The sequence below is a fragment of the Parabacteroides hominis genome (genome assembly GCF_014287585.1).
Classification (GTDB): Bacteria; Bacteroidota; Bacteroidia; order Bacteroidales; family Tannerellaceae; genus Parabacteroides; species Parabacteroides hominis.
The window spans coordinates 159,236-182,102 of sequence record NZ_JACOOJ010000004.1; the positions used below are offsets into that span (position 1 = coordinate 159,236).

A 22,867-nucleotide genomic window follows, 5' to 3' on the forward strand; every position below is an offset into this window, starting at 1 on the left:
CTTGTTAAACCGCATGTTAGAAAGTAAATCTCAACGCAATACGGATGCCTCCCTTCTTGATATCCGGATGATTCAGGTAAGTTAAGCGTCTGTAATAATCGATGCGCAGGATCTTAAATATATTTTCCAAACCGACGCTGCATTCCATATATGGAGTGTTGCCCAACGGCTGTGTCCCTTCCGGTAACAAGAAAAGTCCCGGCGTCAAGGTCGGATTGTTTTTATCCGTCAGTCCGCCATAGATCATATTAAAGGAAAGAACCTCACGCAGGCGCAGCCACTTGATACCCGGAATACGGTTCAGGATCCAGCCCTTCAGATAATAAGTAGCATTGAACGATACATATTGGTCGGTCACAAACTCCAACGCGTTCATCATGTGGAATGCTTCCGGCTGGATTGTGACGGATTGGTTCGTATTCGGCAAAATCAACAAGGGAAAAGGTACTTTATCCCAAACTTTACCTGCTTTTACCTGTGCATCGATATGGCCGAACGAAGAAAGCCAGATGCGTTTCTCGGCACTGAGCTCCGTATGGTTGTAATTGTAATCGCCACCTAATACGCCTTTAATGCCTAATTGATGGGAGAGTTTGAATACGGGAGCGTCTTTGGACAGGTTGAATACGGATTCTTTACCCGAACGCCCGTTGTAGGCGCGTTCACCCGGAGCGAAACGCAATTGTGTCCCGATTTCGGATGTCGTGAAATCTTTTATATGGAACAAATTCCCGGAGTCGTCCCGTTTAATGTATTGAAGGGTTCCTGCCGCCTCGTTGTTCTGGTTCATCATCCAGGACTTCCATGTCAGGCCGTTCAGCCATTCTTTCTCGTATTGCAATACGCTTTTGCGGATATACTGCATCTTGGTCACAGGTTCTCCTACTTTCCAGGCAACGAAAATGTTATCCTTGCTTGTGAAAAGGAAGTCCTGGCCTGGGGTGTACACGTCATATTCCTGGATAAACGACAGGTTATTGACCGGATTTTCACCTTCGTGATATTCTTTTTTAGTGAAGCTGTGCGTTAATTTCAGGTTGTATTTGATCTTGCGGTCGTTTGTGCCGTAAGCCAGATAGCCGCTTGCAAACCAATACGGATTGAGGTTGGCGGTCGTCATTCCTCCGACACGCATACGGAAACCTTCCAGATGGTTCGCACTAAAGGTCGTATTCATCGGACCGAAGTCGAATTTGGTCACTTTCTTGTCGTTTGCTGTCGGGATATAGCCTGTTATCAAGATTTCGGCGGTTTTGATAATGGCATTGAAGGCCGGAACTTTACGCAGTTGCCCCAATAAATCTTTTAGCGCATCTTCCTTCTCTTTCAATGGAATAGGGCGGTTGTGCGTCCAGAACGTATCCGGCTGTGCCGTCGCTTCCGGCAAGACATGCAATGCCCCTAAGAGCCCGAAAACGGAGTCTGCGTTCTGCACGTTGAAATTATAATTGTCGTAATTCCTGAGCTGGTGCGCATAGAGTTGTTGCGCCCCCTTTACCACATAGAAATTGACGAAAGTGTTCTCTTGGTCGAGTACCCAGGTGCTATCCGGCATCTGTTTGAATTCCTGTTCGATACGGAGCTTGTCCACCCAGTTCAGATTGATATTGGCGGGTGTGTTCAACAATACTTTCTTGACCGCATAATTACCGTCGAGCGTTATATAAAGCCGTCCCGTAAACCCGTAGCTTTCACTGTTTGCCGGAACGAAAGCCAGATCCACACATTTGTCTCCTCCCACATCGAGCGTATCCATGATGTAGTAATGGTAATATGTGGTCGCCAGTGTCGATGATAACGGGCTGACGAACCGGTTCAATAGAATAGGGATGTTATTATCGAAAATATTGATACTCTTGAATATTTCTTCCAGGTTGGAGGTTATGCCGCCACCGTCATCCAACGTCTTATCGATCCCCTGCATGCGTTTGGCCCTGACAATTGTCTTTTCCGCTTTGGGACTTTTCCGGTAGTAGAAGTCCGACAGGTTTTCACGCACGGAAACGGTCAGAATCGGTTTGCCGTTAAATTCGGACGTATCCAGGTAGTTTTTGATAAATTTGAACTTTTTCAGAAATTTGTTCTTGTCGAGATTCGGATTGAAATTATCCAGCGACAGGCTTAGTTTTTCATATACTTCCGTTTGATATTCCGGCTTTGCCTCGATCCGGTTGTCATTCTTGTGTGCAATTACTTTTTTGATAAGCTCTACAGCCGGGTTATCCTTGCGGGTATATTTTTCTCTTTTGGGTTTGACCACGACTTCCGATATCTCGAAAGCAGTCGGTTTCAACAACAATTCCAGATTGTCATTCTTTTTACCGGGCTTGAGGTCGATGAATTTAGTGTCGTAGCCCAATGAGGCGGCAGCCAGTTTGGTGTAGCCTTGGTTGTTTTGGAGGGTGAATGCTCCATTTTCGTCTGTCATAGCTCCGATAGTCGATCCGTCAAAATAGACGGATACAAACGGGAGCGGTTCACCGGTAATCGAGTCTTTGACAATACCGGAGGCCGAGGTAAAACTCTGAGCGTATGATAGAAAAGTTCCTGCTACTGATTGTAACAGAGCTATTAATATTATATAACGGATAAATCTTACCATGTATTTAACGTTGTTCCTTCTCGGATATAGACAGCAAAGGTAAGATTTTTATTGGTTATGGTCTTGCAGGCGATATTAATAATCTTTAATCGAAAGATAGTCTGCCGCTTAAATAGAGGGAACGGATTTGTTTTTTTGTAATTAAATGTCAGACATGAACCAATAAGTGGGTTTTGTATTCAATTTCTCTTTATATTTGTTCCTTCCGAGAACGTGAAAACACGTTTTTTATGATTGATTTTTGGAGGAAGATTGTTTTTGTTTTTCTCAATAACTACGAAAAAAAATGAGGATAAAAATTTTGGAGCAACAAATTATTCAAGCAGTCCGGTTGGAAGATGTAGTAAAGCGGTATGCAGAGCTATTTCGAGGAAGTAAATCCGGGAAAACCCTAAGATGTAATTGCTTATTTCATAGGGATGATGGTAAGTCTTTTAAAGTAAAAGTGACGGAACAGACTTACGAATGCGGCATCTGTAAGGAAGCCGGCAACGTAGTAGATCTGGTACAGTCCTTAGTCGGGTGCAACGAGACGGAAGCCTTGTATGTCCTGTCTGATTGGTATGATATACCGATAAAAAGGCCTGGTAACCTTGCTGCACAAAAAAACAGGCGGCGAGAAAAATGTTCGAAAGATGTAAGTTTACTGTGTTCTATACATGAAAACAGGGAATTTAACATGCTGTTTGAGTCGTTGGATTTTTGGAAGGGTGATAATGCACTGTTTGCAGCCGGCCATAAGTATCTGGAGCTGGGGCTAAGCCCGTCGGTACTTCCTGATAAGTATGAACGGCTTGCAGGCCTTATGCTCTTTCCTGTCCGGGACGGGGAAGGCGTACTGCAAGGCTTCCTGAAATATATGGCAGAAGAGAAAGACCAGGGATGCATTTGTTATCCGCCAAATCTGGCGGATAACAGTCTGTTAGGTCTTTACCAGGCAATCAAGGCGATCGAAAAACTCGGATTTGTCTATCTGGTATGGAACTGCAAGGATCTATTGGCTATGCATGTCGCCGGTTTTACCAATACGGTGGCGTGTTGTAACGGCAATTTGACCGATCAGCAGATTCATTTGCTTCTGAAATATGCGAACCGGATCGTTATAATTCATACCGCTGAAGTACCCAATCAGGTCAGGGCGACAAAGACAGCCGCCCGTTTATCGTTTGCATCGGCAGTGACTTATCGCTTGTCATTGTCCAAAAAGGATCTTTCTGCTTTATACAGGAGGATGGGAGTGGCTAAATTTGAATATTATATCCGCCAGTCTACCCGTTTGGTATTCTTGAATGCTTTGCGGGATAAGTGGGTGGGTGAACAGCAGGCGCTTGCCAAACAATCGAATGCTGCGAAGTCGAAGGAAGAAAAAGCGGAATTGCGCTCCAACCAGATTGTCATCCGGAACAAACTGGATAAGCTTTCGGGTATTTTGAATGAAAACTGGGGACATCTGAGCTGGTTTTTCGATAAATTTGTTGTTCATTAGAAAAGAAATGAAAGAGCATATCAGAAAACGAAAAATCATGGCCGTGACCCTGATCGGATCGCTTGCCAACTTTCTGCTATTGGTTTTCAAATTCATAGCAGGTGTATTGGGGCACAGTAGCGCCATGATCGCGGATGCTGTGCACTCGCTATCCGATTTTGTGACGGATGTAATCGTTTTGCTCTTCATTAACATATCGTCCAAACCGAAAGACGAAGGACATGATTACGGGCACGGGAAATATGAGACTTTGGCTACCACGATCATCGGGATTGTCCTGATGTGCGTAGGAGCCGGCCTTTTCTGGGACGGTGCGAATAAGATTTTCGGATTCTATTTTAGGGGCGAACAGTTGGAAAGCCCCGGTAAGATCGCGCTTATTGCCGCCATTGTCTCTATTATAATAAAGGAAGCCCTGTATCGTCTGACGTTATATGTCGGGAAGAAAGAGAATAGCCAGGCCGTTATCGCGAATGCCTGGCATCATCGTTCGGACGCTTTTTCTTCTATTGGAACAACGTTGGGGATTGGCGGGGCTATCCTTTTAGGAGATAACTGGCGTGTGCTGGACCCGATAGCTGCCGTGATCGTCAGCATACTGATTGTGAAGGTGGCATTCCAGTTGGTCATACCTGCAATTAATGATTTGCTGGAAAAATCTTTACCGGGCGAGATCGAAGATGAGATTCTTTCTATAATAAATGAGACGCCGGAGGTCAGGAACCCGCATAATTTATGTACGCGTAGAATCGGCAACGATTTTGCGATAGAAGTACATATCCGGGTCGACGGGCAAATAACCGTAAGCCGTGCGCATGAGCTGACGAAAGATATAGAAAATAAGTTACGTTTGAAATTCGGTCCGGCAACCCATATCGTCTTGCATGTCGAACCGATAAAAGAGAAAAAAGATGAGTGAACTGACATTATACAGGGGAGAAGTTTTTGATTTTATCGATTCTCCCTTAAATAGAAAAGACGCTTACCGGTATTTTCCCGATGGAGCATTGGCCGTACGGGATGGGGAAATAGTCGATTGCGGTCCTTACAAGGAGATTAAAGGCCGTTATGCCGATTACGAACTGGTTGATTATTCCGGCAAACTCCTGATGCCTGGATTTATAGACTCCCACATCCATTACCCGCAAGCCGAGATAATCGGGATGTACGGAAAGCAGTTGCTGGATTGGCTGGATGACTATACTTTCCCTGCTGAACAGGCGTTTGCTTCTCCGGAGCATGCGGACAAGATGGCCCGCTTCTTTATACAGGAGTTGTTCAGGAACGGTACGACGACCTGTATGGCTTATGCGACGGTACATCCGGCTTCCGTCACCGCTCTCTTTTCCGTTGCGTCGGAATATAATATGTGTATGCTGACCGGAAAAGTGCTGATGGACCGGAACGCCCCGGCGGGATTGACCGATACGGCAGGACAGGGGGAATCCGAAAGCCGTTCCCTGATTGAAACCTGGCATGGTAAAGGTCGGAACCGCTATGTCATCACGCCCCGTTTTGCCATATCTTGCTCGATGGAACAACTGCTTGCTGCCGGGCGTTTGCACGGACAATATCCGGACACTTATATACAGACGCATCTTTCCGAAAATAAAGACGAGATCGACAGCACGCTTTCTTTGTGTCCCGATTGCCAGGATTATCTGGAAGTATACGAGCGGGCAGGATTGGTTACGGACCGCTCAGTCTTCGGGCATTGCATTCATCTGTCTGATTCGGAATGCCGCCGGCTGGCCGAAGCCGGTTCCGTCATAGCGCATTGTCCAACATCCAACCTCTTTTTGGGAAGCGGCCTGTTCGATATGCAACAGGCCAATCGCCTCGGCATGCAAACCGTATTGGCGACGGATGTCGGAGCCGGAACTTCTTTCTCCTTGCTGCGTACGATGGGAGAGTCCTATAAAGTGCAGCAGCTTAACGGATATCCTATGTCTGTGTTGGAATCCTTATATAAATGTACATTGGGAGCCGCCAAGGCACTTCGCCTGGACGATGAAATCGGTTGTTTCGGGAAAGGCCGGAAAGCGGACTTCATTGTCGTGGATTATGCTGCGACACCTTCCCTGCAGGCACGCATGGACTATCTGAAACGGAATGGGAAGTGGACATTGGAGAACAAGCTGTTCGGCTTGCAAGCCATAGGGGATGACCGGAATATTCAAGCTACTTATATAATAGGTACGCGAGTGAAGTAGTTCCCGCGCGTTCTCAAAGGTGTGAGAATCTTTTCTCATAGCAGTGAGAACTTTTTCCCATGATGTTGAGAATTAATTCTCATGCCGGTGAGAATCTTTTCTCAGCAGTATGAGATTTGGTGAGAAAAAGCAACGAACAATTCGTAGACTTAGAATACCTGCATTTCGTTCCTTACAGTCGTGACGCCGATCAGCCGGTCGTAGCGGGCTCCCATCGGACGGTAATAAACATAGATGCTATATTCGTTTTGCGTCTGGTAGTAATTGCCTTCTATCGGGCCTGTCTGGCCGACAGTGGAGCCGGTCGGGACAAACAAATACTGGTAGTTGTAGCTTCCCTGTTTGAGAAGGACGGCTTTCTCATACTGCTTGGTCTCGAAGTTATAGCCCATTTTGCTCTTTTCATCCAATACATTATTAAATAGCTCGCCGTTCAGGTAGACGCTCCCGTCGGGCAGCGGGTCGCATGCAAGCGTAAAGTGTACGATATAATAATCGGCTTCCGTATCCGGATCGTTACAATCGCTGCAACGGATGAAGAAACGTCCGTCCTGATCCTGGTCATATTGGTAAGTGCCTTTGTTCCGCTTGTAATCGGTCATAAGTTCCACATTATAGTAAGGATTGTGGAAGGAGATGTTTTCGACATGCATGCCATTATATCTATTACTCAGGAATTCCATGCGGCGGTACTCGTTCCCGGCAGGGAAAATAAGGTTGCGGTTATAGGTATAGGAGATTTGGTTCTCCAGTATACTCATAGGTTGCAAGTCCGTCACGGCATTGTCGCGCCGGTTGTCCTGGTAAACGAATATCTTCAGGTCCGTCTGCGGATAAGTGATCGGGAAATTCTTGTTGTTAATGTTGAAACTCACCTGCTGGTGGCTCTGGTTGGTGTCGATATCCGTGTTCCCGCTTACCGAGGCCGAGATGTTGACAACCGGTTCTGCCACAGAGAAGCAGGCTGTAAGAATGATCTGGTCCGGCGTATCCTCGTTATAGACCTGGATGGCATAATTGCCGGAGACCTTGAACTGGATGTCGTCGTTCGGAAGCAACAGGCGGTAGTTCGAATATTGGGTCGTAGTCCCGATGGAATTGGCAAAATCGTCGATTGTCGTTCCCTGGAAACCATTCATATACTCGATCGGACTCAACTGCGATTGCGTCCAGTCGGCGTTGCAGTACACCACGTTATAGGCATATCGTGTGTATCCGCTGCCCAAACCGTCGAAATTGATTTCGATCCGCTCTTCTCCTCCCAACGTTATATAAGGCTCGGATATCAACTCTCCGGCGACTTTCACCTGAAGCGTTTTTATCTGCTTGCTATTGACATTGGTGAAGTATTTCACCTGTGCGTTTGCCCCGATGGAAAGGGCAAAAACCATCACAAATAGTAAACTGTACACTCTCTTTTTCATATTTCTTTCTTTGTCGGTGCAAAATTATGGAATTATTTCTTTATTTATTTTCTGTTCCCTGCTTTAAAGCATGAAAAATTGCTTACTTTTGCGGGAAAATTACATATAAACAATTTTAGTTGTATCATGGCAAATGTGATTAAGATTAAAAAGGGTTTAGACATTAATCTGAAGGGCAAAGCCTCGGACGTACTGTTAAACGGAGGGAAAAGCGATAGTTACGCTATCGTTCCCGATTATTATAACGGTATTGTACCCAAAGTTGTTGCCAAAGTAGGAGAAAAAGTCAAAGCCGGTTCTGTATTGATGATCGATAAGAACCGCCCGGAGATCAAGTTTGTTTCGCCAGTCAGTGGCGAAGTAACTGCCGTAAATCGAGGTGAGAAGCGCAAAGTGCTTAGCGTAGTCGTTAAGCCGGAAGCGCAGATCGACTATGAAGATTTCGGTAAGAAAAATGTAGCTTCCCTGAAGAGAGAAGAGGTAAAGGAGGCAATTCAGCACGCTGGTATGTGGCCGTTTATCAAACAACGTCCGTACGACATCGTCGCTTCGCCGGCTGACGAACCGCGTGACATCTTTGTTTCTGCATTCTATTCCGCGCCGTTAGCTCCGAACTTCGATTTCATCTTGAAAGGACAGGAGGCTGATTTTCAGACGGGGTTGGATGCACTTGCAAAACTTACCGACGGTAAGGTGTATGTCGGCATCCGCAAAGGTTCTTCCGTAAGTGCGAAAGGTGTTGAAACCGTAGAAGTGGAAGGTCCGCATCCTGCTGCTAATGTGGGAGTACAAATTAATCACATCAAGCCTGTCAATAAGGGCGAAGTGGTTTGGACGGTCAATCCGGCCGACGTGATTGTAATCGGCCGTCTGTTCAATAAGGGGATCGCCGATTTCAGCCGCCTGGTTGTGATAACCGGTTCCGAAACGACAGAGAGAGGATACGTCAAGGCAATCGCCGGCTGTACGATCGGTAGCCTGGTTGACGGAAAGATCATGAGAGGCAACGAAGATATCCGTATTATCAGCGGTAACGTGTTGAGCGGTACGAAGGTAATGAAAGACGATTATCTGGGAGCATACGATAACCAGATCACGGTTATTCCGGAAGGCGACGAAACATACGACTTCTTCGGTTGGGCGACTCCCGGCTTCGGAAAATACAGTGTGAGCCATTCATTCCCGACCTGGTTGACGGGCAAGAACAAGGAATATGTGATAGACGCCCGTATCAAGGGAGGCAAGCGCGCTATGATCATGTCCAACGAATACGAAAGCGTGTTCCCGATGGACATCATGCCGGAATATCTGCTGAAGGCCATTATCGCATTCGATATCGATAAGATGGAAAACCTGGGTATCTATGAAGTGGCGCCCGAAGATTTCGCCCTTTGCGAATTTGTCGATACATCCAAACTCGAAATTCAGAAGATCGTCCGTAACGGTCTGGATGTGTTATACAAGGAAATGAATTAATAACATTAAAAATTAGAATACATTGAAAGCGTTAAGGAATTACCTCGACAAGATTAAGCCTAACTTTGAGGAAGGCGGAAAGCTGGCGATGTTCCGTTCTGTTTTTGAAGGTATCGAAACATTCCTGTTTGTTCCGAGCACAACTTCCAAATCAGGCGTACACATTCATGACTATATTGACTCGAAGCGCACGATGACCGTTGTCATCATTGCTTTGTTGCCCGCTTTGCTTTTTGGTATGTACAATGTCGGTTATCAGCATAACCTTGCAGTAGGGGCTGATCCGGGATTTCTCATGACTTTTATTTTTGGTTTTCTGGCTGTATTGCCTAAAATCATTGTTTCGTATGTGGTAGGTCTGGGTATCGAATTTGCTGTTGCCCAGGTTAAGAAGGAAGAAATCCAGGAAGGTTTCCTGGTTTCCGGTATCTTGATCCCGATGATCGTTCCGATCGACACTCCGTTATGGATGATCGCCGTTGCTACTGCATTCGCTGTTGTTTTTGCTAAGGAAGTATTCGGTGGTACAGGTTATAATGTATTTAATGTAGCGTTGGTTACACGTGCATTCCTGTTCTTCGCATATCCGGCAGCCATGTCGGGCGACCAGGTGTTTGTTCGTACGGCTGATACGTTCGGTATCGGTGCGGGACAGGTGGTGGACGGTTTCTCAGGCGCAACTCCGTTAGGACAGGTTGCTATCGCAGGCAAGGAACTGATCGGCTCGTTCCAGGCCGTCGATGTCCTCGGACATCCGATCTCCACATGGGACATGTTCTTAGGACTGATTCCGGGTTCAATCGGCGAAACATCCGTATTGGCAATCCTGATCGGTGCGTTCATCCTGCTTTTCACTAAGATCGCAAGCTGGAAGACAATGATATCCGTATTTGTGGGTGGCGCAGTGATGTCTCTGATCTTCAATATGATCGGAACAACGGTTGCGATGTGTGTCTCTCCGTTTGATCATTTGTTCCTGGGCGGTTTCGCATTCGGCGCCGTGTTTATGGCTACCGACCCCGTAACTTCTGCCCGTACGGAAACAGGTAAGTATATCTACGGCTTCCTGGTAGGAGCTATGGCTATCATTATCCGTGCATTGAATCCGGGTTATCCTGAAGGAATGATGCTCGCTATCCTGTTGATGAATGTATTTGCTCCGCTGATCGACTACTATGTAGTGGAAGCTAACATCAACCGCAGATTGAAACGTGTAATCAAATAAAGTAAGAAGGAGTATGGCAAAATATAAATGTAAAGTATGTGGATATATCCACGAAGGGAATAAAGCTCCGGATGTTTGTCCTATATGTGCAGCTCCTGCTTCTGATTTCGAAGAAGTGAAGGACGAGGCTGCCGCCGCTAAGAAAGGTATTAACCGGGATAGTAATGTTTATACGGTTGTATATGCTGCGGTAATGGTTGTCTTGGTTGCTGTCGTGTTGGCATTTACTTCACAATCGCTGAGAAGTTTCCAGCAGAAGAATGAAGAAAACGACAAACGCCAGCAGATTTTGCGTTCTATCAACGTATCGGTATCGGCAAATGAAGCCGAACCCAAATATACGGAACTGATCAAAGAAGCATTTTTGGTAAATGAAAACGGTGAAAAGGTGGAAGGTGACGCTTTTGCTGCCGACGTGGTGAAGGCCGCTGCCGAACACGAATATCCTGTTTTTGTTGCAAATGTAGATGGCCAACCTAAGTATATCATGGCCTTGCATGGAGCCGGTCTGTGGGGACCGCTGTGGGGATACATCTCTGTCGACAGTGATAAAAACACCATCTATGGTGCGGACTTCAGCCACCAGGGTGAAACTCCGGGTTTGGGCGCTGAAATTTCAAAGCCTGCATTCAGCAATGAATTCAAGGGAAAGAAGCTGTTCATGGATGGCACGTTTAAGTCTGTCGCTGTTGTTAAACCTGGCAAAGGTGTTGCCGGTCAGGATTATGTGGACGGTATTTCCGGTGGTACAATCACAAGCAAGGGTGTTGATGCAATGTTGTTCAACAGTTTGAGTGGTTATGTCAAGTTTTTAACCTCACAAAATTAAGTAGAAGATGGGATTATTATCGAATAAGAATAAAGAAGTTCTGTTAGGCCCGCTTAGCGCCAACAACCCGGTGATCGTCCAGATGCTGGGTATCTGCTCTGCGTTGGCTGTGACATCAAAACTGGAGCCGGCTATTGTAATGGGTATTTCAGTAACGGCTGTCGTGGCTTTTGCCAACGTGATTATTTCGTTGATTCGTAACACGATTCCTAACCGTATCCGTATTATCGTACAGTTGGTTGTTGTGGCTGCGTTGGTGACTATTGTTAGTGAAGTGCTGAAAGCGTTTGCCTATGATGTAAACAAACAGCTTTCCGTGTTTGTAGGTCTGATCATTACCAACTGTATCCTGATGGGACGCCTGGAAGCTTTCGCGCTGGGCAACGGCCCGTGGGAGTCATTCCTTGACGGTGTCGGTAACGGTCTGGGATATGCATTGATTCTGGTGATTGTAGGTTTCTTCCGCGAGCTGTTAGGTTCAGGAACACTGTTAGGTTTCCAGGTGATTCCGCAGGCATTTTACGATTTTGGTTATGTGAACAACGGCTTGATGATTTTGCCGCCGATGGCATTGATCGTGATCGCTGTGATTATTTGGGTTCATCGTGCTCGTAACAAAGAACTTCAGGAAAATTAATGCTAAACGATTAAACGAATAATAGAATGGAAGAATTATTAAGCACATTTGTCCGCTCGATTTTTGTAGACAACATGATTTTTGCATACTATCTGGGTATGTGTTCTTTCGTGGCTGTTTCCAAGAATGTGAAGACTGCTTTAGGATTAGGTATAGCAGTGACATTCGTTCTCTTGTGTACACTGCCGATCAACTATATGCTTGAAAATTATGTACTGAAAGAAGGTGCATTGAGCTGGTTAGGGCCGGATTTCGCTAATGTGAATCTGAGCTTCCTTGCCTTTATCATCTTTATCGCCGTTATTGCCTCCTTTGTGCAATTGGTTGAGATGGTTATCGAGAAGTTTTCTCCTTCTCTATATGCTTCCCTGGGTATCTTTTTGCCGCTGATCGCTGTAAACTGCGCTATCCTGGGCGGTTCTCTGTTCATGCAACAGAAAGCATTCCCGAATGTAGGTGTTGCGACTGTATATGGCTTAGGTTCTGGTATCGGATGGTTGCTGGCTATCGTTGGTATGGCGGCTATTCGTGAAAAACTGGCATATTCGGATATCCCCAAACCGTTGAAAGGTCTTGGTATTACCTTTATCATTACCGGTTTGATGGGGATGGCCTTCATGTGCTTCTCAGGTCTTAAGATTTAAGTATTAACGCATTAAATAACAGATAAAGATGATTTTATTAATGTCGGGCGGACTTACAATCGCAGCCAGTGCAGTTGTTTTCCTGTTGATTACGCTGATCCTGGTAGCTGCACTTTTGTTCGCTAAAGCAAAATTGGTTCCATCCGGAAATGTGAAACTGGAGGTAAATAAAGAAAAGGAAATAGAAACCCCTATCGGCGGAACGTTGTTAGGCGCTTTGCAGAGTGGCGGCATCTTCTTGTCTTCTGCTTGTGGTGGTGGTGGTAAATGTGGCCAGTGCCGTGCGCAGGTACTCGAAGGGGGCGGAGAAATCCTGCCGACCGAAAAGGGCTTCTTCTCTCGTAAACAGGTCAAAGACCATTGGCGTCTGGCATGCCAGTGCAAAGTGAAGGAAGATATGGTTGTTCAGGTTCCGGACGAAGTTTTCGGCGTGAAGGAATGGGAATGCGAAGTTATCTCCAACAAGAACGTGGCTACTTTCATCAAAGAGTTTATCGTGGCATTGCCTAAGGGCGAACACATGGACTTCCTGCCGGGTTCTTATGCACAGATCAAGATTCCGGCATACTCGATGGATTACAACAAGGATATCGATAAAGCCCTGATCGGTGATGAATATTTGCCGGCATGGGAAAAGTTCGGTTTGTTCACGCTGAAATGTAAGAACGACGAGCCGACTATCCGTGCATATTCTATGGCTAACTATCCTGCTGAAGGCGACCGTATCATGTTGACGGTACGTATCGCAACCCCGCCGTTCAAACCGAAACCCGAAGTGGGCTTCCAGGATGTAATGCCGGGTATCGCTTCTTCTTATATCTTTACCCTGAAACCGGGTGACAAGGTGACGATGAGCGGTCCTTACGGTGATTTCCATCCGATCTTCGACTCGAAGAGAGAGATGATGTGGGTCGGTGGTGGTGCCGGTATGGCTCCGCTACGTGCTCAGATCATGCACATGACAAAGACACTCAAGACTACGGACCGCAAGATGTCATACTTCTACGGAGCCCGCGCTCTGAACGAAGTGTTCTATCTGGAAGACTTCCTGGAAATCGAAAAGGAATTCCCGAACTTCACATTCCATCTGGCGCTCGACCGTCCGGATCCTGTAGCAGATGCAGCAGGCGTGAAGTACACGGCCGGTTTCGTTCATCAGGTAATCTACGATACATATCTGAAGGATCACGAAGCTCCGGAAGATATCGAATACTACATGTGTGGTCCGGGCCCGATGTCAAAGGCAGTGGAAAATATGCTGGACAATCTGGGCGTGCCGCGTGAAATGTTGCATTTTGACGACTTCGGCGCATAACAGGTTATTCGAACATAACAATAATAGAATCGGGAAAGGATATTTATTCTTTCCCGATTTTTTTTAAACTATTCTATGTATTAGTATGTTATCCTTAAAAATCAAAGGTGAAAGGCGAGTTGTCACGAAAGAATTACAAAGAAAATACATTTCTTTTGTAATATAGTGCAGCGTTTTGCGTTTTGAATACATCATACTTATATATGATATTAAAATTGTAATAGAATATGAAAGCGTTGATATTATCTTTTTTTGCAGTAATCTTAGGTTATTCGCTCATCTTTGATGAAGGGAAGACAGTTGACCAGCCTGTCATAAAGGATAGTAATTCCGTATACGTCGACAGACCGATCAATATGCAAATCTCCGATTCCATCGTGATATACAAGGATCAGACTGCATCCGTTTTGTGAATTTTAGTTAGAGTTTGTTGTTTACCTGTGTTTTTTAGTATCACTTTATCACACCTCTATCATGCTCTATCATGAAATATCCGTTTCTTTTGGGGAGAAATATATGATCTATTTGGCAAAAAGAAGGTTATAGCTCGTTGTATGCGGGTATTCCTTCCAAAAAGGCGTAAGCCTGGTTGTTGTAATCGATTTTGCAGCAATAGTGGTTCAAGCCGTTGCTAACGATCAAGTATTCGACACGCAACACCATGTTGTAACGGGCTATCTGGTCAAAAACAGCATTGGTAATGTTTATGTGGGGAGCTTTATACTCGACAATGACCAAAGGCTCCAGGAAACGGTTATAGGCGACCGTGTCGCAACGTTTGGAGGTTCCGTTCAGTTTGACCAGCACTTCGTTTGCCAGCAGTTCTTTCGGGTAACTCTTCCGGGTGATCAGATAATTGACAAAATGCTGGCGTACCCATTCTTCGGGAGTCAGGGCCACATATTTTTGCCGTACAGGATCGAAGATCGTACGTTTTCCATCTTTTTCTGCTACTTTAGGTACGAAACCGGGTAAGTTTAATGCAAGCATTTATTATATTTGTTCTTTTATTCTGTAAAAATAGACCATCAAAGGTAGTGATTTATGAAAACAAAACAAGAAATTGTCGAGAATTGGTTGCCGCGCTATACGGAGCGGAAGCTGGAAGACTTCGATAAATATATCCTGCTCACCAACTTTACGAAGTATGTGGAGCTGTTTGCCGACCATTTTAACGTGCCGATCCTGGGGCTGAAAAACTCCATGCCGAACGCATCGGCCAATGGCATCACGATTATCAATTTCGGGATGGGGAGCGCGAATGCGGCGACAATTATGGATTTGCTATCGGCGATAAAGCCGACGGCCGTGCTTTTTCTGGGGAAATGCGGAGGATTGAAGAAGGCGAACAACCTGGGAGATTATGTCATGCCGATTGCGGCTATCCGGGGAGAAGGGACTTCGAATGAATACCTGCCGGCAGAAGTGCCGTCGCTCCCGGCTTTCTCGATGATGCGCGCCATCTCGTCCGCCATACGTGACCGGGGGAAAGACTACTGGACCGGGACCGTCTACACGACGAACCGCCGGGTATGGGAATATGACAGTGATTTCAAAAACTATCTTCGCCGTACGCACGCTACCGGTATCGATATGGAGACGGCTACCTTGTTTACGGCAGGCTTTGCAAACGAGATCCCGACAGGAGCCTTATTGATGATTTCCGACAAACCGATGGAAGAAACCGGGGTGAAGACGGAAGCCAGCGACCGCGAGGTGACCCGGAATTTTGCGGAAGAGCATGTGATGTTGGGAGTGGAAGCGCTTCGCCAGATTATTGATAGAAAAAAGACGATCCGTCACATCCGTTTCAGTTGGTAATTTTAATTGAAATCACGCGCAAATATGGCAAAAAAAGAATATACATACGAAGAAATATGCCGGGATATCGTCGCTAAAAAATTCGCTCCTGTCTATATAATGATGGGAGAAGAACCGTTTTTTATGGATCGGATAACTGACTTGCTGCTCGAAAATGTATTGGAAGAATCCGAACGGGATTTTAACCAGATTATCATGTATGGAGCGGATACGGATGCAGCATCTGTAATTAATGCAGCACGCCGTTTCCCGATGATGTCAAAATATCAGTTAGTGGTTGTCCGGGAAGCTCAATTAATTCGTGATATCGAGCTTCTGTCTAACTATGTTAAGAACCCGCTAATGTCGACGGTTCTGGTCATTAATTATAAATATAAAAATCTGGATCGTCGTAAGACTTTGGCTTCTGCGACCGACAAGATCGGTGTGCTGTTCGAGTCCAAAAAGATTCCCGACTATAAGATGCCGGCTTTTATCACATCATTTATGCAACTGCGTTCAGTAGGAATAGATGGGAAGGCGGCTCAGATGCTTTCTGACTTCCTTGGAAACGATTTAAGCCGCCTGAGTAAGGAATTGGACAAGCTGGCATTAATCCTGCCTGAAAAAGGCGCAAAACGCATCACGCCGGAGTTGGTGGAGCAGAATATCGGAATCAGTAAAGAATACAATAACTTCGAGCTGATAAAGGCGCTTGCTATGAAAGATGTCTTGAAGGCAAACCGTATTGCCCAGTACTTCGAGAAGAACCCGAAAAGCAATCCGATCCAGATGACCCTTCCTGTATTATTTAACTATTTCTCGAATCTTCTGATTTGCTATTATACGAAGGATCGTTCCGAAACCGGCTTGATGACGGCGCTCGGACTTCGGGGGACATTCCAGGTTAAGGATTACCTTTTAGGGATGCGAAACTATTCGGCGATGAAAGTGTTTAACCTGATCAGCGATATCCGTATGACGGATGCCCGTTCGAAAGGAGTGGAAAACACTTCCGTTTCCGATGCCGAGCTTTTAAAGGAATTGCTCTACAAAATCCTGCACTAAAACGATTTTTATACCTAATTAGCCCTAAGAAGAGGCTTTTTATCTGGAACAATAAAAAAGCTGAACCTGATAAAAAGCCTCTTTTTCTTGTTTTTCAATCCTTTATCTTCAATATTACCCTGCTGAGATTTAAATATTTGTCTTTTCCTGAATATCTGTTCACAAAAATCACCAAAATGGAAGGGTTAAGGTTTTAGCTGCACAAAAATATATTCGTCCATAAATGGGACAAACGTAAATAGGGACACTTTGTCAGTAAGTAAAATCAAGTCTTTTTAGTAGAGTATTGAATTGTGAACAAAATAGCGTAGATTATAAATGTAAACATGCGTTTTGTATAAAAAATAACAGTTTACAATTCTATTTTGTACACAAGCAACAAGGATGAAACATTTGTTTCTGTTTACGTTACTATCTTAAACAAGTAAAAATAATACTTTCATCTCAGCTTTATATTTTCAGCATAAATACTCATAAACCATCGAATTATACAGAATTATTAATCTAATGCATTAATTTTTCTGCTACATATGTGTACAAATGTGGCTTAATAGTGGGTTTACTCCTGCTATTTACGTATATAATTATAAGTATAACAATAAGATGCATGTAATAAATGAAGTGATGCTTTAATTTGTTTTTTACACTAAAACAATCTGTTTACAATCATACCAAGCACAATTGTTCCCATTAGATACAAAAGTAACAGTTTAAGTTTATATAATTAAATTGCACAAATGAGAATTATAGTGTATATTTGTATCATTGTTGATTCGTATACATTTATACCATGTAAACGGACATAATGTCAGTATTTCTATAAATAAATTAGGATTTACAAAAATGATAGGACGTATTACCCAAATCATGGAGCGTGAAGGCTTAACTCCTTCTAAATTTGCAGAAGCAATCGGTATCCAGCGTTCAGCAATGTCGCATATTCTGAACGGAAGAAATAATGTAAGTCTGGATGTCCTTATAAAAATTCTGGATCGATTCACTTATGTGGATTCCGACTGGCTCCTTTTCGGTAAAGGCGAAATGGTGCGAAATCATGTGTCGACACAGCCCGATTTGTTCTCAAATATGGCGATAAATCCGTCCGAAGGGCAAGTCGCTCTTGAATATCGCAAGGAAATGAGGGTTGATACACCTGTAAACAGCATCAAACCACCTGTTGTTGAGCAAATTATACAACAAGAAACGGCTGCAAGAAAAGTAAGTAAAATAATGGTATTCTATTCCGATAATACATTTGATACTTTTATTTCTGAAAAAAACAAGAAAGAATAGCTTGTTTTGGTTTATATACCATATTCATGTATCTTTGTATAGAATTAGACTAATCATATTATATGAAGAAGTACATGCTTGACATGAAGGTGACTGAAAACTGCAACCTTCACAAAAATTACTGCCTGCTTAAACTAACATCTGATCAGATCCTGCCGGAAATGTTGCCGGGACAGTTCGTACAGGTACGTGTGGATAACTCTCCTACAACATTTCTTCGTCGTCCGATCTCAATTAATTATGTTGACAGAGCGACTAATGAACTGTGGTTGCTCATTCAGTTGGTTGGTGACGGAACGCGTCGGATGGCTGAGTATAAGCCGGGTGATATTGTTAATATCATGTTGCCTTTGGGGAACGGTTTTACGCTGCCTGCCGATAAAGGGCAAAAACTACTGCTGATCGGCGGTGGTGTCGGGACGGCTCCGATGTTGTTTTTAGGTGCAATCCTGAAAAAGGCCGGTTATACACCTACATTCCTTTTAGGGGCACGTTCTAAAGAGGATGTGCTACAATTGGAACAGTTCGAACAGTTTGGAACCGTATATGTTACAACTGAAGACGGTTCATTGGGCGAAACGGGATATGTAACGAACCATTCCATCTTGAAAGATGTACATTTCGACCGGATTTACACTTGTGGACCCAAACCTATGATGGTGGCTGTTGCCAAATATGCTCATGCAAGCTCTATTGCATGCGAAGTATCTCTTGAAAACACAATGGCTTGTGGTATAGGTGCTTGCTTATGCTGTGTGGAGAAGACTAAGGATGAACATCATGTGTGTGTATGTACTGAAGGACCTGTATTTAATATTGAAAATTTGACATGGCTGAATTAAACGTAAACATCGGTAATTTACAATTGAAGAACCCGGTCATGACGGCGTCGGGTACTTTCGGATATGGCATTGAATATTCGGACTTTATGGATATCTCCCGCTTGGGCGGTATTTTTGTGAAAGGGACAACGATCCAGCCGCGCGAAGGGAACTTCTATCCCCGTATGGCGGAAACCCCTTCGGGAATGTTGAATGCTGTAGGTCTGCAGAATAAAGGTGCACAATATTTTGTCGATCATATCTATCCGGAGATTAAGGATATCGACACGAACATGATTGTAAACGTGAGCGGTTCCTCTGTAGAAACGTATGTGGAATGTGCTGAAAAGATAGCGGATTTGGACAAGATTCCGGCTATCGAACTGAATATTTCCTGCCCGAATGTAAAACAGGGAGGTATGGCTTTTGGAGTGACAACTTGTGGGGCAAGCGAAGTGGTGAAGGCAGTCCGCAAGGTTTATCCGAAGACCCTTATTGTAAAACTTTCCCCTAATGTGACCGATATTACGGAGATTGCCAGGGCGGTCGAAGCCGAGGGAGCTGATTCCGTTTCATTGATTAATACCATGCTGGGTATGGCCATTGACGCGGAGAAGCGTAGACCGATATTATCTACAATAACCGGTGGTCTTTCCGGTCCTTGTGTAAAGCCGGTGGCCTTGCGGATGGTATGGCAGACATATAAGGCTGTGAAGATTCCTATTATCGGCCTGGGTGGTATTTCGAACTGGAAAGATGCGGTGGAGTTCATGCTGGCCGGAGCTACGGCAATCCAGATCGGAACCTACAATTTTGTAGATCCTACCGTCGGTATAAAGGTTATCGAAGGAATGGACGACTATTGTAACAGACATGGATTTTCGTCTGTCCGCGAATTGATCGGAGCCTTGGAAGTATAAAAAACAGGATGAAATAATCCTTTCCGGAATAACAAATTAAAGAAAAGCCGGTAAAACGCATAAAATAAGTCGTTTTACCGGCTTTTTCTTGTAATTTTTATTTGTTTGGAACATGATTATTCCAATAATTATGATATCTTTGTTCGTATATAAAATAAACCTTGAATTTGTAATATCGAATTAATAAATTATAGAAGAAAAACATGAAGATCAGACACCTTTTTATGCTATGTCTAATAGCGATATCAGCGACGCTGAGTGCAAATGGAAAAACTGTAATTCCAATTACGACCGATAACATTAGCCTTATTTATAAGGTTGATGAGAAAAATGGTCGCCTGTATCAATCTTATCTGGGACAAAAACTGTCATTTGATTCGGATATTGCACAATTACCTCTCGGAAATGAGGCCTATCTGACACATGGTATGGAAGATTATTTCGAGCCGGCTATCCGTGTTTTGCATAATGACGGCAATCCGTCCCTGCTCCTGAAATATGTCTCCCACGAAAGCAAACAGCTTCAGTCGGGAGTTAACGAGACGGTAATTCTTTTGAAAGATGATAAATATCCGGTCGAAGTGAAGTTGCATTTCATCGCTTATCCAAAGGAAAACATCATCAAGGAATATGCGGAGATCTCACATCAGGAGAAGAAGCCTGTAACCCTTTATAATTATGCTTCCTCTTTGTTGCATCTGAATGGCAGCAAGTATTTTCTGACTGAATTTACAGGAGATTGGGCGCATGAAGTCAATATGAAGGAAACCGAACTGGCTTTTGGTAAAAAGATGTTAGACACCAAATTGGGAAGCCGTGCCAATATGTTTTGCTCCCCGTTCTTTTTGCTTGCCCTGGACAGGAAAGCGGAAGAGAATGCAGGAGATATATTATTCGGAACTATCGGATGGACAGGTAATTATCGTTTCACATTCGAAGTAGACAACGAGAATGGACTGCGTGTCCTTTCCGGTATCAACCCATATGCATCGGAATACTCATTGAAACCGAACGAAGTGTTCCGCACGCCGGAATTTATTTTCACTTACAGTACGGAAGGGAAAGGTAAAGCCAGCCGCGATTTCCAGCGTTGGGCACGTAAATATCAGTTGAAAGACGGCGAGAAATCCCGTATGACATTGCTGAACAACTGGGAAGCGACCTATTTTGACTTTAACGAGGACAAGTTGGTGAATATTATGGATGAAGCCGTTGCATTAGGAGTCGATATGTTCCTGCTTGACGACGGCTGGTTTGCCAATAAATATCCCCGCAGCAGTGACCATCAAGGCTTAGGAGACTGGGAAGAAACCGTAACCAAGCTGCCTAACGGTATCGGAAAGCTGGTGAAGGAAGCAACGGACAGAGGCATTAAATTTGGCTTGTGGATCGAACCGGAAATGGTAAACCCGAAAAGCGAATTGTATGAGAAACATAAGGACTGGGTGATCCATTTGCCGAACCGTGACGAGTATTACTTTAGAAACCAGATGGTTTTGGATTTGAGTAATCCGAAAGTCCAGGATTATGTATATGGCGTGGTAGACAATCTGATGACTAAATATCCGGGTATCGCCTATTTCAAATGGGATTGCAACAGCCCGATTACGAATATCTATTCTCCGTATCTGAAAGACCAGCAGTCTCATTTATACATCGAGCATGTGCGCGGTCTGTATAACGTGCTGGAACGGATCAAACAGAAATATCCGAATCTGCCGATGATGTTGTGTTCCGGTGGCGGTGGCCGTTGCGACTATGAAGCGTTGAAATATTTCACGGAGTTCTGGCCGAGCGATAATACGGATGCTATCGAGCGAATCTTTATCCAGTGGGGTTATTCCCACTTCTTCCCGGCTAAAAGCATGGCTGCCCACGTAACGAGTTGGGGTAAACAGCCGGTTAAGTTCCGTACGGACGTAGCCAGCATGTGCAAGTTAGGTTTCGACATCCGTATCCACGAAATGAACCAGGCGGATCAGCAATATTGCAAGGAGGCAGTGGCTAACTTCAAACGTCTGGACGATGTTATTCTGGACGGAGACCAATACCGTTTGCAGTCGCCTTATGAAAGCCAGCATGCTGCCGTTATGTATGCCAATGGCAATGCAGGCAAGGCCGTTCTGTTTGCTTTCGATATCCATCCGAGATACGCAGAGTCGATGCAACCACTTCGTTTACAGGGATTGAAGAAAGATGCCCGTTACGAACTGAAGGAAATCAACCTGATTCCGGGTACGCAATCCAGATTGGCCTGCAATGGCAAGACGTTCTCCGGAGAGTTCCTGATGAATGTCGGCATTCCTGTGTTTTCAAGCCGGCCGACAAACAGTCATGTGATTGAAATTACAGAGGTAAAGTGATCAAACAAATACTTATATTTGCGTGTTACTAAAGCAATAAGTATGTTAGAACAGATAAACGACATATTACAAAACACGGTTATTACCCCCTATACGGCAGCCGTAAAGCTGTTGATCAGTTTCTTCTTTGGAGCTGTCATCGGGATAGAGCGCCAGTTCAGAAGACGGGAGGCGGGAATGCGTACCTTTACATTGATTTGTATGGGTTCGACTGCTGCCATGCTGGTCTCGATCTGGATTCCGCAATGTTATCCTAATTTCTTGAATGGCGATCCGGGACGTATTGCGGCACAAGTGCTTTCGGGTATCGGTTTCCTCGGAGCAGGAGCGATCATCCAGAGCCACGGGAGCGTGCATGGACTGACTACGGCGGCTTGTATCTGGGTAATGGCGGTAATAGGTTTGGCAGTGGGAGCCGGAATGTATATTCCGGCTGCTATTGCAACTGTCATAACACTTTTCATTCTGGTCAGCTTGGAACGTTTGGAGAGAAGAATGTTCCTGAACGGTGTCAATAAGATACTGACTATTACTTGTTCTACGGCAACACCCGATTTAAAGGCTGTCCGTAAAATATTGGAAAGTAAAGGCGTTTTTATCGTAAGTGTCTCTTTCGAGACATTTTATAAAGAGGACCGGTCCGTTATCACATACAAAGTGAACGTAAAGGCGATCTCCTCCTATACAAACTTATTCAACGAAATACGGAGTTTAGGTATTGTTACACAAATCAGATTGATGGCATAAGCCA

The 22,867-nt window shown here is 44.6% G+C and carries 20 protein-coding genes; 17 read left to right on the forward strand and 3 right to left on the reverse strand.

The window, feature by feature from the left end:
• Positions 1–16: 16 nt before the first annotated feature.
• The gene (locus H8S65_RS03790; protein WP_186928617.1) at positions 17–2,602 is read right to left on the reverse strand and encodes a DUF5686 and carboxypeptidase-like regulatory domain-containing protein; all 2,586 of its coding nucleotides are present in this window, start codon (positions 2,600–2,602) and stop codon (positions 17–19) included.
• A 286-nt stretch (positions 2,603–2,888) separates the two neighbouring features.
• Between H8S65_RS03790 and H8S65_RS03795 the strand changes: the two genes are divergently transcribed.
• From H8S65_RS03795 to guaD, 3 genes are read left to right on the forward strand one after another with little or no spacing between them, the layout of a single operon-like run.
• Positions 2,889–4,088 carry a CHC2 zinc finger domain-containing protein gene (locus H8S65_RS03795; protein ID WP_186928618.1) on the forward strand — a complete coding sequence of 400 codons (1,200 nt, stop codon included), beginning with the start codon at positions 2,889–2,891 and terminating at the stop codon, positions 4,086–4,088.
• Between the two features lie 7 nt (positions 4,089–4,095).
• The gene (locus H8S65_RS03800) at positions 4,096–5,007 is read left to right on the forward strand and encodes a cation diffusion facilitator family transporter (protein WP_186928619.1); all 912 of its coding nucleotides are present in this window, start codon (positions 4,096–4,098) and stop codon (positions 5,005–5,007) included.
• Positions 5,000–6,301: a guanine deaminase gene (gene guaD, locus H8S65_RS03805; RefSeq protein WP_186928620.1), complete on the forward strand. Its 1,302-nt coding sequence runs from the start codon at positions 5,000–5,002 to the stop codon at positions 6,299–6,301. The genes H8S65_RS03800 and guaD overlap by 8 nt, the downstream gene beginning before the upstream one ends.
• Positions 6,302–6,450: 149 nt before the next feature.
• On the opposite strand, the gene H8S65_RS03810 is transcribed toward guaD, so the two are convergent.
• Positions 6,451–7,725: a type IX secretion system plug protein gene (locus tag H8S65_RS03810; protein WP_186928621.1), complete on the reverse strand. Its 1,275-nt coding sequence runs from the start codon at positions 7,723–7,725 to the stop codon at positions 6,451–6,453.
• Positions 7,726–7,851: 126 nt separating this feature from the next.
• Between H8S65_RS03810 and H8S65_RS03815 the strand changes: the two genes are divergently transcribed.
• The 7 genes from H8S65_RS03815 (at position 7,852) to H8S65_RS03845 (ending at position 14,264) form a co-directional block, all read left to right on the forward strand.
• Positions 7,852–9,201, forward strand: coding sequence for a Na(+)-translocating NADH-quinone reductase subunit A (locus H8S65_RS03815; RefSeq protein ID WP_186928622.1), 1,350 nt, complete (start codon positions 7,852–7,854; stop codon positions 9,199–9,201).
• Positions 9,202–9,223: 22 nt separating this feature from the next.
• Positions 9,224–10,426 carry an NADH:ubiquinone reductase (Na(+)-transporting) subunit B gene (locus H8S65_RS03820; RefSeq protein ID WP_186928623.1) on the forward strand — a complete coding sequence of 401 codons (1,203 nt, stop codon included), beginning with the start codon at positions 9,224–9,226 and terminating at the stop codon, positions 10,424–10,426.
• Between the two features lie 13 nt (positions 10,427–10,439).
• Positions 10,440–11,255, forward strand: coding sequence for an NADH:ubiquinone reductase (Na(+)-transporting) subunit C (nqrC, locus tag H8S65_RS03825; protein ID WP_186928624.1), 816 nt, complete (start codon positions 10,440–10,442; stop codon positions 11,253–11,255).
• Between the two features lie 7 nt (positions 11,256–11,262).
• The gene (locus H8S65_RS03830) at positions 11,263–11,892 is read left to right on the forward strand and encodes an NADH:ubiquinone reductase (Na(+)-transporting) subunit D (RefSeq protein WP_186928625.1); all 630 of its coding nucleotides are present in this window, start codon (positions 11,263–11,265) and stop codon (positions 11,890–11,892) included.
• Between the two features lie 26 nt (positions 11,893–11,918).
• Complete coding sequence (gene nqrE / locus H8S65_RS03835) at positions 11,919–12,536, forward strand: NADH:ubiquinone reductase (Na(+)-transporting) subunit E (RefSeq protein WP_115499002.1); 618 nt, start codon at positions 11,919–11,921, stop codon at positions 12,534–12,536.
• 28 nt (positions 12,537–12,564) lie between these two features.
• On the forward strand, positions 12,565–13,851 hold the full coding sequence (nqrF, locus tag H8S65_RS03840) for an NADH:ubiquinone reductase (Na(+)-transporting) subunit F (RefSeq protein WP_374046301.1): 1,287 nt from the start codon (positions 12,565–12,567) through the stop codon (positions 13,849–13,851).
• A 227-nt stretch (positions 13,852–14,078) separates the two neighbouring features.
• The gene (locus H8S65_RS03845) at positions 14,079–14,264 is read left to right on the forward strand and encodes a hypothetical protein (RefSeq protein WP_186928626.1); all 186 of its coding nucleotides are present in this window, start codon (positions 14,079–14,081) and stop codon (positions 14,262–14,264) included.
• A gap of 127 nt (positions 14,265–14,391) precedes the next feature.
• On the opposite strand, the gene H8S65_RS03850 is transcribed toward H8S65_RS03845, so the two are convergent.
• Positions 14,392–14,841 (reverse strand): type I restriction enzyme HsdR N-terminal domain-containing protein, encoded by a 450-nt coding sequence (locus H8S65_RS03850; RefSeq protein ID WP_186928627.1) that lies wholly within the window; start codon positions 14,839–14,841, stop codon positions 14,392–14,394.
• 54 nt (positions 14,842–14,895) lie between these two features.
• Here H8S65_RS03850 and H8S65_RS03855 point away from each other — a divergent pair, with 54 nt between their 5' ends.
• The 7 genes from H8S65_RS03855 to H8S65_RS03885 all read left to right on the forward strand — a co-directional run bounded on the left by H8S65_RS03855 (position 14,896) and on the right by H8S65_RS03885 (position 22,863).
• Positions 14,896–15,672, forward strand: a complete 777-nt coding sequence (locus tag H8S65_RS03855) for an AMP nucleosidase (protein ID WP_186928628.1) — start codon at positions 14,896–14,898, stop codon at positions 15,670–15,672.
• A 24-nt stretch (positions 15,673–15,696) separates the two neighbouring features.
• Positions 15,697–16,719, forward strand: a complete 1,023-nt coding sequence (gene holA / locus H8S65_RS03860) for a DNA polymerase III subunit delta (protein ID WP_186928629.1) — start codon at positions 15,697–15,699, stop codon at positions 16,717–16,719.
• An 843-nt stretch (positions 16,720–17,562) separates the two neighbouring features.
• The gene (locus H8S65_RS03865; RefSeq protein ID WP_186928630.1) at positions 17,563–18,012 is read left to right on the forward strand and encodes a helix-turn-helix domain-containing protein; all 450 of its coding nucleotides are present in this window, start codon (positions 17,563–17,565) and stop codon (positions 18,010–18,012) included.
• A gap of 62 nt (positions 18,013–18,074) precedes the next feature.
• Positions 18,075–18,854, forward strand: coding sequence for a dihydroorotate dehydrogenase electron transfer subunit (locus tag H8S65_RS03870; RefSeq protein ID WP_186928631.1), 780 nt, complete (start codon positions 18,075–18,077; stop codon positions 18,852–18,854).
• Complete coding sequence (locus H8S65_RS03875; protein WP_186928632.1) at positions 18,842–19,753, forward strand: dihydroorotate dehydrogenase; 912 nt, start codon at positions 18,842–18,844, stop codon at positions 19,751–19,753. The genes H8S65_RS03870 and H8S65_RS03875 overlap by 13 nt, the downstream gene beginning before the upstream one ends.
• Before the next feature lie 203 nt (positions 19,754–19,956).
• A complete protein-coding gene (locus H8S65_RS03880) occupies positions 19,957–22,116 on the forward strand; it encodes an alpha-galactosidase (protein ID WP_186928633.1) in 2,160 nt (719 codons plus the stop codon).
• Between the two features lie 42 nt (positions 22,117–22,158).
• Positions 22,159–22,863, forward strand: coding sequence for an MgtC/SapB family protein (locus H8S65_RS03885; protein WP_186928634.1), 705 nt, complete (start codon positions 22,159–22,161; stop codon positions 22,861–22,863).
• The last annotated feature ends 4 nt before the right edge of the window (positions 22,864–22,867 follow it).

What these genes read in the sequence shown, in the direction of transcription:
- H8S65_RS03870 (WP_186928631.1), top strand. Translation starts at nt 18,075, where the DNA reads ATGAAGAAGTACATGCTTGACATGAAGGTGACTGAAAACTGCAACCTT.
- H8S65_RS03845 (WP_186928626.1), top strand. Translation starts at nt 14,079, where the DNA reads ATGAAAGCGTTGATATTATCTTTTTTTGCAGTAATCTTAGGTTATTCG.
- nqrE (WP_115499002.1), top strand. Translation starts at nt 11,919, where the DNA reads ATGGAAGAATTATTAAGCACATTTGTCCGCTCGATTTTTGTAGACAAC.
- H8S65_RS03855 (WP_186928628.1), top strand. Translation starts at nt 14,896, where the DNA reads ATGAAAACAAAACAAGAAATTGTCGAGAATTGGTTGCCGCGCTATACG.
- H8S65_RS03810 (WP_186928621.1), bottom strand. Translation starts at nt 7,725, where the DNA reads ATGAAAAAGAGAGTGTACAGTTTACTATTTGTGATGGTTTTTGCCCTT.
- H8S65_RS03800 (WP_186928619.1), top strand. Translation starts at nt 4,096, where the DNA reads ATGAAAGAGCATATCAGAAAACGAAAAATCATGGCCGTGACCCTGATC.
- H8S65_RS03875 (WP_186928632.1), top strand. Translation starts at nt 18,842, where the DNA reads ATGGCTGAATTAAACGTAAACATCGGTAATTTACAATTGAAGAACCCG.
- holA (WP_186928629.1), top strand. Translation starts at nt 15,697, where the DNA reads ATGGCAAAAAAAGAATATACATACGAAGAAATATGCCGGGATATCGTC.
- H8S65_RS03850 (WP_186928627.1), bottom strand. Translation starts at nt 14,841, where the DNA reads ATGCTTGCATTAAACTTACCCGGTTTCGTACCTAAAGTAGCAGAAAAA.
- H8S65_RS03790 (WP_186928617.1), bottom strand. Translation starts at nt 2,602, where the DNA reads ATGGTAAGATTTATCCGTTATATAATATTAATAGCTCTGTTACAATCA.
- H8S65_RS03865 (WP_186928630.1), top strand. Translation starts at nt 17,563, where the DNA reads ATGATAGGACGTATTACCCAAATCATGGAGCGTGAAGGCTTAACTCCT.
- H8S65_RS03815 (WP_186928622.1), top strand. Translation starts at nt 7,852, where the DNA reads ATGGCAAATGTGATTAAGATTAAAAAGGGTTTAGACATTAATCTGAAG.
- H8S65_RS03795 (WP_186928618.1), top strand. Translation starts at nt 2,889, where the DNA reads ATGAGGATAAAAATTTTGGAGCAACAAATTATTCAAGCAGTCCGGTTG.
- H8S65_RS03885 (WP_186928634.1), top strand. Translation starts at nt 22,159, where the DNA reads ATGTTAGAACAGATAAACGACATATTACAAAACACGGTTATTACCCCC.
- H8S65_RS03880 (WP_186928633.1), top strand. Translation starts at nt 19,957, where the DNA reads ATGAAGATCAGACACCTTTTTATGCTATGTCTAATAGCGATATCAGCG.
- nqrF (WP_374046301.1), top strand. Translation starts at nt 12,565, where the DNA reads ATGATTTTATTAATGTCGGGCGGACTTACAATCGCAGCCAGTGCAGTT.
- guaD (WP_186928620.1), top strand. Translation starts at nt 5,000, where the DNA reads ATGAGTGAACTGACATTATACAGGGGAGAAGTTTTTGATTTTATCGAT.
- H8S65_RS03830 (WP_186928625.1), top strand. Translation starts at nt 11,263, where the DNA reads ATGGGATTATTATCGAATAAGAATAAAGAAGTTCTGTTAGGCCCGCTT.
- nqrC (WP_186928624.1), top strand. Translation starts at nt 10,440, where the DNA reads ATGGCAAAATATAAATGTAAAGTATGTGGATATATCCACGAAGGGAAT.